We start from the raw sequence: 13,831 nt of genomic DNA on the forward strand, positions 1-13,831 counted from the left end.
AAGGGGAAGTCCCCCGCCTGTTAAAATTGCCCCATGGGAAATGTGATTGAACTCAAGACGACCGGCCAGCGTGCCCAGTTGCGCGAAGCGCAGCAGAAGCATCAGCTGGTCCGGTTATGGCGCGGTGAACTCGAACACGGCAGCTTCTGCGGCTACGTGGGCGGCGTGGGCCGTGAATTCTTCCTGTTGTGGGTGGTCGGCGACGGCATCACCTACGACGGCATGTATGTGATGCGTCATCGCGACGTATCCGAACTGGAGGCGCCGGACAAACACGCGCCCTTCATGGAAAAGGCGCTGGTCCTCAAGCACCTGATGCCGCGCACGCCGCGGGGCTTTCCGCTGGACGACATCCGCAGCGTAATCCAGGCCGCGGCCGCGCAGGCGCCGGTGATCGGCGTGCACGTGGACAGCGAGGACGAGTCCGAGGTCTGCTACATCGGTCGCCTGGTCGGCGTCGAGGAAGACGGCTTCAACATGCAGGAAATCTCGCCCGACGCGGAATGGCTGCGCGAGCCGTCGTTCTTCTCATGGGACGAGGTCTCGACCGTCAGCATCGAGGATGGCTACGCCATGTCGCTGCTGGCCGTGGCCGGCAGCCCGCCGCCGCTGGAGCAGGGCGATTCGGGCGTGGGGCACGTGCAGTAATCGAAAGCAAAAGGCCGGCTGAAAAGCCGGCCTTTTTCTTGGTGCAGAGACCTTCTGTAGGAGCGCACCCAGTGCGCGAAAAGCCTACGCAGCGCTGATGCGGTCAGCCCCGGTTCGCGATAACCGCGCCATGAGATACGACGAAGCCTGGCGGTCGCGCACTGGGTGCGCTCCTACAGTGGCGCTACTGCTACCTCGTCGTCGCCGGCGCCGGCATCGGATCCGGCATGGGCGCCTTCACGGCGCGCGTAGCCGGCGCCATGCCCTTCACCTGCTGCTGGAAGAAATTCTCGATCAGGTGGTACACGTGCGTGCGCTGGCCCGGCAGGTTGAGGCCGTGCTTGGCGCCCGGGTAGGCCATGAACTGGAACTGCGTGCCGCGCTTCTGCAGCTCCGCCATCAGCTCGGTGGAGTTGAGGAACAGCACGTTGTCGTCCGCCATGCCATGCACCAGGTACAGCCTGGCGGTGAGGCCATCGAGCCACGCCATCGGTGAGCTGCGCGTATAGCCGGCATCGTTGTCCTGCGGACGGCCGAGGTAACGCTCGGTATAGAAGGTGTCGTAGAGGCGCCAGTTGGTCACCGGCGCCACGGCCACGCCGCCGGCGAGCTGGTCGGAGGCCTTGGCCAGCATCATCGTGGTCATGAAGCCGCCGTAGCTCCAGCCGAACACGCCGATGCGGCGGCCATCCACCCATGGCTGCGATTTCAGCCATTGGATACCCACCAGCTGGTCATCCACCTCGACGGCGCCCAGCTGCTGGTAGATCGGCGCTTCGAACACGTGGCCACGACGGGCCATGCCGCGATTGTCCAGGCTGAACACCACGAAGCCCTGCTGAGCCATGTACTGGTTGAAATAGTCGCCCCACGTATTGGCGACCACCTGCGCGTGCGGGCCACCGTAATAGGTGTCGAACACCGGGTACTTTTTGGTCGGATCGAAACCGGCGGGCTTGTAGACGCGGTAATACAGCGTCTGGCCGTCGGCGGCCGTGAGTGTGCCGAACTCGGGTTTGATCAGGCTGTCGCGATACGGCCAGAACGGATGCTTCTCATCGAGCTTGTTCGGCTCGATCCAGGTCAGCAGAGCCCCATCCGGCTTGTGCACGCTCACCTGCGGCGGCGTGTCGATGCTGGAGAAGTTATCCACGTAAAAGCTGGCGTCATGGGCGAACTCGGCCAGGTGCGTGCCGGCGCCCTGGCTGATGCGCACGGGCGTCTTCGCATTGCTGCCGTCGAGCTTCAGCGCATAGACCTGCCGCTCCGGCACCGCGTCCTTGTTCGAGCTGACGTAAACGACACCGTTGCGTTCGTTCACCGCCAGCAGACCATCGATCGGCCACTCGCCTTCACTCACCGCGTGCCTGAGCTTGCCGTCGATGCCGTAGAGGTAGAGATGGTGATAGCCGCTGCGCTCGCTGCCCCACAGGAAGGACTTGCCATCCTTGAGGAAGCTCAGGTCATCGTTGAGATTGATCCAGTCGTTGCTGGTTTCAGTGAGCAAGGTGCGCTGCGAAAGCGTCTTCGCATCGACGATCCGCAAATCCAGCCGTTGCTGGTTGCGCGGCATGCGCTGGTAGGTGACGTGCTTGCCGTCCGGCAGCCACTTCACGCGGGTGAGGTAGATGTCGCTGTCCTTGCCCAGGTCGATCCAGCGCGGCTGGCCACCGGTCGGCGCGACCAGCCCCAGCTTCACCAGCACGTTGGGCGTACCGGCGGCGGGGTAGCGCTGGTCGATCACGTCGGTGTGGTCGGCATACAGTTCGGTGCGCTTGGTGACCTGTACGCGCGCTTCGTCGTAGCGTTCGAACGCAATGGAGGAATCGTCCGGCGCCCACCAGTAGCCTTCGCTGCGATCCATTTCCTCCTGCGCCACGAACTCGGCCTCGGCGTTGTGCACGGTGCCACCGCCATCGTGGGTGAGCTGCTTCGCCTCGCCGGTACCGAGATCGATCACCCACAGGTTCTGGTCACGCACGTAGGACACATAGCGGCCCTTGGGCGAGATCTTCGGATCGATCACGTTGTCGCCGGTATCCAGCGCCCTGGGTGCGGCATCGGGCGTGGCGAGCGAATAGACATAGAGCTTGCCGCCGACGGGAAACAGCAGCTGCCTGCCATCCGGCGACCATTGGTAGCTGACGATGCCATGCAGGCCCGCGGTGCGTTCGCGCTCACGGCGCGCCTTCTCCGCATCGGACAGCTGGTCGCCGTTGGGCTCGAGCTTCTTCGAGTCGACCAGCAGGCGGGTCTTGTTGTCCTTGAGCTGGTATTCCCACAGATCCAGCTGGAACTGGTCATCGGGCTTGGCGCGAAGGAAGGTGACGCGGCTGCCGTCGGGCGAGATCTGCAGGCCACGCGGCGCGGCGCCGGCAAGGTTGCCGCCGTCGAAGATGCGTTCGATGTTGAGTTTTTCGGCCATGGTCGGCAGGGCCACCATCGTCAGGGCGGCAAAAAGAAGGGCGCGCATGGGTACTTCCTTGGGCGACGCGTCGTACGTAAGAACAAGCGGCGATTAGAACGCGTCACGCCCGTGGAAGCCAGCAATTTTCCGGGGAAAGCGGCGCATCGGCAGCGATGCGTCGCGCAAGGCTCAGGCCTTGGCGCCCTGGCCGAACAGGATCTTTCGCGCTTCCTCGTCCGTGGTGAGGTCAAACCGGTCCTTGATCTGCTCACCCCGCGCATAGGCACGCTGTGTGGCGGGTCGCGCGCGAATCGCCTCGAACCATCGCTTCAGGTGCGGGAAATCCTCCAGCGCCATGCCCTGGTTTTCGTATCCCACCGTCCACGGATAGGCGGCCATATCGGCGATGGAGTAGTCCTTGCCGGCGATGAAGGCGCGGCCTTCCAGGCGCTTGTTCAACACGCCATAGAGGCGGCGCGTTTCGTTGACGTAGCGATCGATCGCGTAGGGGATCTTCTCCGGCGCATAGCGGTTGAAATGATGGTTCTGGCCGAGCATGGGCCCGAGCCCGCCCACCTGCCAGTACAACCATTCCAGCACCGTGTATTTCTCGCGCAGGTCGGTGGGCAAAAACCGGCCGCTCTTTTCGGCGAGGTACTGCAGGATGGCGCCCGACTCGAACACACTGATCGGGTCGCCGCCATCGGCCGGTGCGGTATCGATGATGGCCGGCATGCGGTTGTTGGGCGAAATGGCGAGAAACGCCGGCTGGAACTGCTCGCCCTTGCCGATGTTCACCGGCTTGATGGTGTAGGGCAGGCCGGACTCTTCCAGGAACAGGGTGATCTTGTGGCCATTGGGCGTGGGCCAGTAGTGGAGCTCGATCATGGGCGGTGACCTAGAGTGCGTACGAACCCTTGATGGTCGGGGCGATAGGCTGGGATTCAACATGGCAACAGCTGCGGCCCGTCAACGCGACCTGTCCGCACGCGTTCCCGCAGTGGCGCATCCGACAGGAGAACGACCATGCAACGTCCGCTTCACCTCGTCCTGCTTTCGCTTGGCCTCGCTGTCGCCGGCGCGGCCTGGGCGCAGCAGGGCACGCCACCCACGGCGCCTACCGCCAAACATCTCCATGCCATCGATCCACAGCAGCAGATCGAACGTCTCACCAAGCATCTGCAGCTGACGCCTGACCAGCAGGCCAAGATCCTTCCCATCCTGCAGCAGCGCGACCAGCAGTTGCAGGCGCTGCGCAGCGACAGCGGCCTGAAGCCAGCCGACCGGCGCGCCAAGGCCATGTCCATCGTGCAGTCGAGCGATCAGCAGGTGGATGCATTGCTGACGGAGCCGCAGCGCACCAAGGCCCAGGCGATGCGCGAAAAGGCCATGGAGCGCATGGAGGAGCGGCGCGGGCAGCACATGCCAGCGTCGTCCAGCAGCAGCGGCGGGCATCCTTGATCCCCGCGAGGCACCGTCGCCACGCCAACGACGATGCCTCGCCATCCGCCATCACGTATGCTTCTGCGCTTTCCGCACTATCGTGATGGAGCACCCTATGGCACGCGTCGTCGTGGTCGGCAGCATCAACATGGACCTGGTGACGCTGGCGCCGCGCTTTCCCGCACCCGGCGAGACCATCCTCGGCGAGCGCTTCCTCACCGTGCACGGCGGCAAGGGCGCGAACCAGGCCGTGGCCGCGGCGCGACTGGGCGCTGAAGTCACGCTGGTGGGTGCGGTGGGCGACGATGCGTTCGGCGAGCAGCTGCGCGACGGGCTCGCACGCGAGAACGTGCAGCTGGAGCACGTGGCCCGCATCGCTAACTGCAGCAGCGGCACGGCGTCCATCACCGTGGCCGAAGGCGACAACCACATCGTGGTGGTGCCGGGCGCGAACGCGCAGGTGACGCCGACGCAGATCGAAGCCGCGCAACGAGCCTTCGAGAAGGCCGATGCCATCCTGGTGCAGATGGAGATTCCGCTCGAAAGCGTGGAAGCCACGCTGCGGCTGGGACAGCGCGTCGGCAAACCGGTGATCCTCAACCCGGCACCCGCCCAGCCGCTGCCTATCGAGTGGCTGAAGCTCGCGCGCTACCTCACGCCCAACCAGCACGAACTGGCTATCCTGCTCGGCGCCGATGCTCATGAAGACTTCCGTTCATTGATGCATCGTTCACCGGCACCGCTCGTGCTGACGCGTGGCGGCGACGGGGCATGGTTCCGCGAAGAAGACGAACCGGTGCATCAATCGGGCTTCAAGGTCGACGTGATCGACACCACCGGCGCGGGTGATACCTTCAATGCGGCGCTGGCCGTATTCCTCCACGAAGGATTGGCCTCCGCCGTGCGCAAGGCCTGCGCCGCTGCCGCTCTATCGGTCACGCGACTGGGCGCGCAGGGCGGCATGCCAACGCGTGGCGAACTCGACGCCTTCCTGGCGGCGCACCCCATCCGCCTGTAGGAGCGCACCCAGTGCGCGACCGCGACGCGTTGATGTATCTCGCACGACGGTCGTCGTGGTTTGGCTCAACGCTCCGTAGGCTTTTCGCGCACTGGGTGCGCTCCTACAAAGAGCCGCGGTTGCGACCGCTTAGTCCGACGGCCCCGGTGCCAGCACTTCGCGCTGACCGTTGATGCCCATCGACGACACCAGGCCGGCCGCTTCCATCGCCTCGACCAGTCGTGCCGCGCGGTTGTAGCCGATGCGGAACTGCCGCTGCACGAAGGAGATCGACGCACGCCGCGAGCGCAGCACGAAGGCGGCCGCCTCGTCGTACAGCGGATCGAGTTCGGCATCACCGCCTTCCTCGGTGAACAACTCGCCCGAGCCTTCGCCCGGCGGACCCGCGAGGATCTCGTCCTTGTAATCCGGCTCGCCGTACAGCTTCAGGTGCGCCACGATGCGATGCACTTCCTCGTCCGCGACGAAGGCACCGTGCACGCGCTGCGGATAACCCGTGCCCGGCGGCAGGAACAGCATGTCGCCCTGGCCGAGCAGCGATTCGGCGCCCATCTGGTCGAGGATCGTGCGCGAGTCGATCTTGCACGATACCTGGAACGCGACGCGCGTGGGAATGTTCGCCTTGATCAGTCCGGTGATCACGTCGACCGAAGGACGCTGCGTCGCGAGGATCAGATGGATGCCGGCCGCGCGCGCCTTCTGCGCGAGACGCGCGATCAGCTCCTCGATCTTCTTGCCGGCCACCATCATCAGGTCGGCCAGCTCGTCGATCACCACCACGATCATCGGCAAGGTGTCGAGGGTCCCGGGCACTTCCGGATGCGCGGGGAACGGGTTGAGCAATGGACGTCCAGACGCCTTTGCTTCCTTCACCTTCTGGTTGTAGCCGGCGAGGTTGCGCACGCGCAGATCCGACATCAGGCGATAGCGGTTCTCCATCTCGCCCACGCACCAGGCCAACGCGTTCGCCGCGAGCTTCATGTCGGTGACCACCGGAGCGAGCAGATGCGGGATGCCTTCGTACACCGAAAGCTCGAGCATCTTCGGGTCGATCATGATCAGGCGCACGTCGTCGGGCGTGGCCTTGTACAGCAGCGACAGGATCATCGCGTTGATCGCGACCGACTTGCCCGAACCCGTCGTGCCCGCCACCAGCATGTGCGGCGCCTTGGCGAGATCGGCCACCACCGGCTCGCCGGTGATGCCCTTGCCCATGGCAAGCGTGAGCAGCGAGTCCGAACCGCGGTACTCGCGCGAGTCCAGGATCTCCGCGAGCGCGATCATCTGGCGCTGCTCGTTCGGCAGTTCCAGGCCCATGCAGGTCTTGCCGGGAATCGTCTCGACCACGCGGATGGACGTCCGTCCAAGACCGCGCGCCAGATCCTTCATCAACGCGACGATCTGGTTGCCGCGCACACCTACCGCCGGCTCCACTTCGAAACGCGTGATCACCGGGCCGGCAGACGCACCGACGACGGACACCGGTACCTTGAACTCGCGCAGCCGCTGCTCGATCAACTCTCCCGTCTCCGCCAACTGTGCATCGTCGATCGCGGCGAGTTCGGCACGCGGCGCAGCCAGCAGGGAAAGCGGAGGCAGCATCGCGTTGGGACGCTGGCGCGGCGGCGCGCCGGCACGCAACGGCGCGATGCTGGCCGGCGGCGCGACGAGATCATCGTCGTTGGCGGCGATGCTTCGTCCCCGCACGGGCGTCGATGCCGCTGCCGGCGCGACCGATGCGGTATCCAGCTCGAATGGTTCTTCCGCCAATGGCAGCACCGGCTCCGATCCGACGTCCTGCACTGGCGCGGTCGCCGCCGGCGCGGCGATGGCATGCTCGGCAGGCGCCACAGCGGCGACGACACCGGACGGTTCCGCAACGCGCATGGTGGCTTGCGTCGCTCGCGACACGATGGTGGACGTGCTCGCCTGCGATGCGCTCGCCATGGCCGGGGCGGCGGGGCGGCGCGAGAGCGGCGCCGGCACCGAAGAGGCCAGTCCATGCTTGGGCATCAGCCAGGGTTCGCGGATGATCTTTTCCTGCCGCGCCGCATGACGCACACGGGTGGGTGCTGCGGCGACGATGGGCTGGGGCGGTTCAATGGTCGCCGATGACCGCTGCGGCAGCGATGGCGCTGGCGCCTGGGTTCGGCGTTGCTCGACGGCACGCGGGCGACGCGGCTTAGCCGATTGCCTTTCCTTGCGACGCACCGCGCCGCCCGCACGGCGAACGCCCGTCGTGTTTCCACGGCGGGTCGCCAAGGTATCGACGCCGCGTTGGAGCAGGGCAGCCAGCACATCGACACACGAGGACAAGCGCTGGAATATCGCGCGCCAGCCCACCCCGAGGTACCAGGGCAGCGCAGTGGCCATGACGCCCAGCATGACGAGCACGGTCAACCATCCACCGAACGTACCGCCGATGCCGTGCGAAAGCGCCCGGCACACCGCGCCGCCGAGCTGTGGATCATCGGTGTACTGGTCGACCACCAGCCCTTCCAGCGTCGCGCTCGCCAGCAACACCAGCACCGCACCCAGCCAGAACCGGATCGTTCCCTGCCCACCAGGTGTGGATAACTTGCGGCGCTTCGACAGCGAAGCGCCGACACGCCAGAACAGGGGAATCAGCCAGAGGGTGGACAGCCCGAAGCCGCCGAAAAGAAAGGAGAGCATGCCTGAGTGTTCGATGCCGCCGCGTGCAAACTCAGCATGTTAGCGCCGAGTGGTCACTTGAGTCAGCAGATTGTTCTGTAAGCGGCTGTATGCGCTGCCTGAAGGCTTGCTTTTTGGCCGCTTTCTTTGTCATCGCGGTCAAGATTCCACCGATGCCGGTGCGCGACCCGGACGTCAGCGCCTCGGTATCTTCGGGCGGTCCGCGTCATAGGAGGGATCCAGGTTGGCCACCAAGTCGGCCACGACGGCGCGTACGTACGGCGCACCATTGGTCTGTGGCTTCACGTTGATGGTTTCATGGGAGGGAATCTGCTCGATGAGCTTTCCGCTCGCGGTATCGAAAATGCGAATACTTGCCTTGTAGCCAATGCGGGCCGACCTCGAGTTCGACGCGACCGAAACGGCCCCCGCGCCATCGAACATGGCGCCGAAGCTCGGCGTCACCTCGGGGTTGAAATAGATGGCCATCACATAAGGCTTGGCCGTGGATGGCGCCGGCAATCGCCGCGCTTCCAACTCGTCCTTGGTAAACAGCGCGTCCTTCGTATCCACCGGGCTTAGGACAATCTTTCGGTCGCTGGCCCAATCGGAAAAGGCGTATTGCGTCCTCAGGCAGATCGAATCGGAGAGATCGTCCGCAGCTTCACAGGAAACATAGACGGTGAAGCGAGCATGGTTGTCCGCATCGTAGAGCGACAACGATTGCAGCTTGTCCTGGTCCAGGACAGTCGGTTTCCCGGCGCATGCTGAAAGTGACAGGCAGGCACAAAGCATGAAAAGGCGAGAGCTGAAATACATCGTGGACACTCCATCCCATGTGAGAAATCCACCGACCAGGAAAACCCGGCCAGCCTTGCTGATGTAAATCGACGGCTATACGGATATGCCTTGCCGGGGGAGCTCGATCACGAGCCGGCGCGGGCGGTACCAGCTTGGAGGATTTCCGGCCGCTGGGGAAGCTTCGGACGGTGCGCCGCGCCAGGCCCGGCCTCGCCCTACTTGCCGATGCAGAACGAACTGAAGATCGCTCCCAACAGGTCGTCGCTCGTGTAGGTACCGGTGACTTCGCCCAAAGCGTGCTGGGCCTGGCGTAGCTCCTCGGCGACCAGTTCACCCGCCTGGGTCACGCGCAGGACTTCGTCGGCGCGGTCGAGGCGATATTCCACCTGTTCCAGCGCCAGCACATGGCGGCGGCGCGCGCTGAAAGCGCCTTCGCCGCTGCCGGCACCGGCCAGCCGCTTGAGGTGTTCGCGCAAAGCGTCGAGGCCTTCGCCCGTTTTCGCCGAAGCCCACACCCAGATGGCATCGTCGCGTTCCTCGTAACGGGCGTCGGTATGGTCGATGTCGATCTTGTTGATCAATACGAGCCGCTCCACGCTGGAAGGCAGGTCGGCCAGCAGCGATAGATCGTGTTCGGCATGCTGCATGTCGGTGACCAGCAGCGCGACATCGGCACGTGCAAGTTCCCCCTGTGCTCGACGCACGCCTTCCTGCTCCACCGGGTCATCGGTTTCGCGCAGGCCCGCGGTGTCAGCCAGTTCGAGCGCGATGCCGTCGAGGCTGAGGTGCTCGCGCAGGACATCGCGAGTGGTGCCGGCGATGTCGGTGACGATGGCGCGGTCGCTGCCGGACAGCGCGTTAAGCAAACTGGACTTGCCCGCGTTTGGACGTCCGATGATGGCAACCCGCAGACCATCGTTGAGCCGCACGCCACGCTGCGCTTCGCGAAGCAGCCCGGCCAACTGCGCACGCAGCGCATCGAGCTTGTGCATGATCGCCGGATCGGCGAGGAAATCGATTTCCTCCTCCGGGAAATCGATGGCCGCTTCGATGTGCACGCGCAGGCCGATCAACGATGCCAGCAGGTCGTGCACCTTGCGGGAGAACACGCCTTCCATCGAACGCAACGCCGCGCGGGCGCCGGCTTGCGAACGTGCAGCGATCAGATCGGCGACGGCTTCGGCCTGCGCGAGGTCGAGCTTGCCGTTCAAGAATGCGCGTTCGGTGAACTCACCCGGCCGAGCCAGTCGCGCGCCCATCGCACAGACACGGCGCAGCAGTGCGTCGAGCAGTACAGGGCTGCCGTGTCCCTGCAGTTCCAGCACATGTTCACCCGTGTACGACGCCGGCGCAGGGAAGTAGAGCAACAGACCGCGATCGATCAAGTCACCGTCGCGCTCGCGAAAAGCGGTGAAGTGCGCGCGGCGCGGTTCGGGATCGCGACCGAGCAGTTCTGCCGCGATGCCCGGCACCGCAGGCCCGGAAACGCGAAGCACGCCGACACCAGCGGCACCGGGAGCGCTGGCGATGGCGGCGATGGTGTCGGTGGTGGTCATGGGGGAATTATGCAGGGCGGGTACACAGGGAGGAATGCGGAACGTGGGTACCGATGATTCCATCGAAGAAACGAGAGACAACGGTAAAGGCACAAGGCGTTGATACTGCTGCGGTAGGCAGTCTTGCCGCGAGCACCCGCCCCTCACCCCAGCCCTCTCCCCAAAAGGGAGAGGGAGATAAGGCGCGGCAACCGTGCTTCCTCGACGCTTTCTCGCCGCGCTTTAAGTCCTCTTCGCCATGGCGCGTTGCGGCGTGGCCGCTACGTTCGAGGTAGTAACGAGCGCATCCCGGCTGGACTCGGTCGACCGACGCTTCTATCCCACGTACTGCTAAGAGCCTTGGCTCTCAAGGCCACTACTTTGGGTTACTTTTGACGCGAAGCTAATCCCGTGGGATTTTGACTCCGGGCTGATGCCCTCCGCCCTTCCTCGCTCCTCAAAGCTGGCGCCATCCATGGCGCCTCCCCGCGTGCGGGCCGGCTTCGCCGTTCGCACGCAAAAGGCGCGTGCGTGGGCCAGCAAAAGAAAAGTGGCTCGAGCTTCCCACGGGGACTAGCTGCGCGTCGCCCCACAGGGACTCCCTTCGGTCGCAAGCGGCAACCTAGCGGCGGCATGGCAACCGAAGGCAACACCCGCTCTCACAAGACCGATAAAAGTGCAGCCCACGGCGAAAGGCTGTCGCGCACAGGGTGCGCTCCTACACAGAAGGCGAGCGTCGCCGTGAGCGGAAACCATACGAAAAAAAGGCCGCTTCAGCGGCCTTTTTCTCCGAACCCTTTGCAACGATCAGGCCGCCTTGGCCTTCTCGTCCGCGCGCTCCACGCTGCGCGTGATCAGCCACTGCTGCGCCAGGCTGGTGATGCCGTTGACCACCCAGTACAGCACCAGGCCGGCCGGGAAGAACAGGAACATGAAGCCGAACACCACCGGCATCACCTTCATCATCTTCTGCTGCGCCGGATCCATGCCCGCGGCCGACGGCGACAGCCACTGCGTGGCCAGCATCACCAGGATGTAGATCACCGGTAGCACGAAGAACGGATCGGGCGCGGAAAGATCGTGGATCCAGCCGAAGAACGGCGAGTGGCGCAGCTCCACGCTCTCCATCAACACGCGGTACAGACCGAAGAACACCGGCATCGTGATGAGCACCGGCAGGCAGCCCGACATCGGGTTGACCTTCTCCTTCTTGTACAGCTCCATCATGGCCTGCTGCATCTTCATCTTGTCGTCGCCGTAACGCTCCTTGAGAGCGGTCACGCGCGGCTGCAGCTTGCGCATCTTGGCGCCGGAGCGGAACTGCGCGGCGGTCAGCTTCCACAGCGCGGCCTTCAGCAGCAGCACCAGCAGGATGATGGCAACGCCCCAGTTGCCGCTGATGGCGTGCAGCTGCGACAGCAGCCAGTGCAGCGGCTGCGCCACGACCGTCAGCCAGCCGTAGTTGGTGGTGAGATCGAGGCCCGGCGCCACGGTGTCGAGCGTGCCCTGCAGCTTTGGGCCCACGTAGAGGCGCGAGGCGGTGGCGATGCTCTGGCCCGGTGCCACGCTCAGCGCAGGGCCGACGGCGCGGATCAGATACACCGGCTGGGCCGTGTCCGCATTGATCACGCTGGTGCTATAGGTGTTGGCGTCCTGCGCCGCGGGAATCCAGGCGACGAAGAAGTAATGCTGCAGCATCGACGCCCAGCCACCGGTGATCGGATGATTCAGCGGCTTCTTGGCGAAATCGGCGAAGGGCAGGGTGGTCATCTTCTCTTCGGGGCTGTACCACGCCGCGCCATAGAAGCTGTGCGAGGACGGGTCACTGAAGTTCTGCCACCAGCTCTTCTGCTGTGCCGGCGCCACGCGCTGCAGCTGCTCGTAGGCATTGCCCTGCCACGCCGTGCTGCCACCGTTCTCGATCTTCTGATCGAGGGTGACGACGTAGCTGCCGCGCTTGAGCGCGTAGGACTTGGTGACCTTCAGGCCCGAGGCATCGGACCAGGTCAGGTCGACCTTGAGTTCGTCCTGGCCCTGCGCCAGTGCATAACGGGTTTGCGCGGCCTGGAACACGGCGCGGTGATCCGGCGCTGTACCCTGATTGCTGACCAGGCCGCTCTGCGCGACGAAGTACTGCGAGCGTTCGTCATCGAGCAGGCGGACCGGTGCGGGGTCCGGATCCTTCTTGGTGCGCGGCACGGCCGGGTAGTGGAGCAGCTCCGAACGCACCACGGTGCCGCCGCGGGTGTCCACCGTGAGGCGCAGCACGTCGGTGCTGATGGTGATGAGCTGTGTGGACGCTTCGGTCGTGGTGCCCGGCACGGCCGCCGGCGCGCTAGAGGAAGTTGCACCCGGCACGCTGCCGTCGGCCGGTGCCGCTGCGGTCGACGAGGTGGCTGTCGTCGCGGCGGCCGCTTGCGGCTGCGGGCTGTAATCCTTCTCCCAGGCCATGAACAGCAGGTAGGCCACGGCCAGCAGGGCGAAGATGAGGAACGTGCGCGTTTGATTCATCGCGGAGCAGATCCGATGCATGCCGCGACAACGGGCCGCGGAAGAGGGTGGATAAAGGTCAACGCACGATTGTGCCGGCCGCATCGCCCGGCTTCAATGTGGCCTCGAGCCTCACGGAGCGCAGCTTCTTCCAGAGCAGGTGCAGTTCGTCGAGCAGCTCCGGGCCCGGCAGGCTCACGGCCTGCTCGCGCGCCATCACCATGAGGTCGATGGGCGGAAGCTCAAGGCGGTGGCGCCGGAAGGATTCGCGCACCAGGCGCTTGATGCGGTTGCGATCGACCGCGCGCTTGGACACGCGCTTGGAAATGGCCAGCCCCAGGCGCGGGTGGTCCAGATCATTCGGACGATAGCGCACAGAAAAACAGCGGCCGCCGAAGCGGCCGCTGGCATGACGCAGAGCAGCGAAATCACCGGCGCGGCGAAGCCGCGCCTCGCGCGGCAGGCCGGCGGCACGCATGGTGAGCGCGCCGCTTACGGGATCAGGCGCTTGCGGCCCTTGGCGCGACGTGCGTTCAGGACCTTGCGGCCATCGGCGGTCGCCATGCGGGCGCGGAAACCGTGGGTACGGGCGCGCTTGAGCTTGCTGGGTTGGAAGGTACGCTTCGACATGGCTCTGTCCGAAGTTAAAGTGATAAAAAGGTTGGAAATTATGCGGGGTTACGGCAGGCCCTGTCAAATCCTTCGCCAAAAAGGTTGACAGAAGCCTGTTCGCTTCCTGTGGATATCCATGTGGATATCCATGCCATGAAGGAGGGCTCGTGCTGCTAGACTTGCCGGTCCACCCCGCGCGAAAGCGCTCCTTCCAGTGGTTGAAAA

Annotated in this window: 11 protein-coding genes; 3 read left to right on the forward strand and 8 right to left on the reverse strand. The window is 64.9% G+C overall.

Features of this window, described 5'->3' with window-relative positions; genetic code table 11:
* The first annotated feature begins 33 nt into the window (after positions 1-33).
* Positions 34-648: a hypothetical protein gene (locus CA260_RS20780; protein ID WP_111984980.1), complete on the forward strand. Its 615-nt coding sequence runs from the start codon at positions 34-36 to the stop codon at positions 646-648.
* A 190-nt stretch (positions 649-838) separates the two neighbouring features.
* Here the strand turns inward: CA260_RS20780 and CA260_RS20785 are convergent, their stop codons facing one another.
* Positions 839-3,121 (reverse strand): S9 family peptidase, encoded by a 2,283-nt coding sequence (locus CA260_RS20785; RefSeq protein ID WP_111984981.1) that lies wholly within the window; start codon positions 3,119-3,121, stop codon positions 839-841.
* Between the two features lie 123 nt (positions 3,122-3,244).
* Positions 3,245-3,943: a glutathione binding-like protein gene (locus tag CA260_RS20790; RefSeq protein ID WP_111984982.1), complete on the reverse strand. Its 699-nt coding sequence runs from the start codon at positions 3,941-3,943 to the stop codon at positions 3,245-3,247.
* A gap of 138 nt (positions 3,944-4,081) precedes the next feature.
* On the opposite strand from CA260_RS20790, the gene CA260_RS20795 reads away from it, so the two are divergent.
* Both CA260_RS20795 and rbsK read left to right on the forward strand, forming a co-directional pair.
* A complete protein-coding gene (locus CA260_RS20795) occupies positions 4,082-4,516 on the forward strand; it encodes a hypothetical protein (protein ID WP_111984983.1) in 435 nt (144 codons plus the stop codon).
* Positions 4,517-4,613: 97 nt separating this feature from the next.
* On the forward strand, positions 4,614-5,516 hold the full coding sequence (gene rbsK, locus CA260_RS20800; RefSeq protein WP_111984984.1) for a ribokinase: 903 nt from the start codon (positions 4,614-4,616) through the stop codon (positions 5,514-5,516).
* Between the two features lie 129 nt (positions 5,517-5,645).
* On the opposite strand, the gene CA260_RS21460 is transcribed toward rbsK, so the two are convergent.
* From CA260_RS21460 to rpmH, 6 genes are all read right to left on the reverse strand, one after another.
* Positions 5,646-8,189: an FtsK/SpoIIIE family DNA translocase gene (locus CA260_RS21460; RefSeq protein WP_111984985.1), complete on the reverse strand. Its 2,544-nt coding sequence runs from the start codon at positions 8,187-8,189 to the stop codon at positions 5,646-5,648.
* 174 nt (positions 8,190-8,363) lie between these two features.
* Positions 8,364-8,987: a hypothetical protein gene (locus tag CA260_RS20810; protein ID WP_111984986.1), complete on the reverse strand. Its 624-nt coding sequence runs from the start codon at positions 8,985-8,987 to the stop codon at positions 8,364-8,366.
* Between the two features lie 197 nt (positions 8,988-9,184).
* A complete protein-coding gene (mnmE, locus tag CA260_RS20815) occupies positions 9,185-10,525 on the reverse strand; it encodes a tRNA uridine-5-carboxymethylaminomethyl(34) synthesis GTPase MnmE (RefSeq protein ID WP_111984987.1) in 1,341 nt (446 codons plus the stop codon).
* A 786-nt stretch (positions 10,526-11,311) separates the two neighbouring features.
* Positions 11,312-13,015 (reverse strand): membrane protein insertase YidC, encoded by a 1,704-nt coding sequence (gene yidC / locus CA260_RS20820; protein ID WP_111984988.1) that lies wholly within the window; start codon positions 13,013-13,015, stop codon positions 11,312-11,314.
* A 58-nt stretch (positions 13,016-13,073) separates the two neighbouring features.
* A complete protein-coding gene (gene rnpA, locus CA260_RS20825) occupies positions 13,074-13,472 on the reverse strand; it encodes a ribonuclease P protein component (protein ID WP_111984989.1) in 399 nt (132 codons plus the stop codon).
* 14 nt (positions 13,473-13,486) lie between these two features.
* Positions 13,487-13,624 carry a 50S ribosomal protein L34 gene (rpmH, locus tag CA260_RS20830; RefSeq protein ID WP_038622724.1) on the reverse strand — a complete coding sequence of 46 codons (138 nt, stop codon included), beginning with the start codon at positions 13,622-13,624 and terminating at the stop codon, positions 13,487-13,489.
* Positions 13,625-13,831: the final 207 nt, after the last annotated feature.

This window comes from Dyella jiangningensis (genome assembly GCF_003264855.1).
GTDB lineage: Bacteria > Pseudomonadota > Gammaproteobacteria > Xanthomonadales > Rhodanobacteraceae > Dyella > Dyella jiangningensis_C.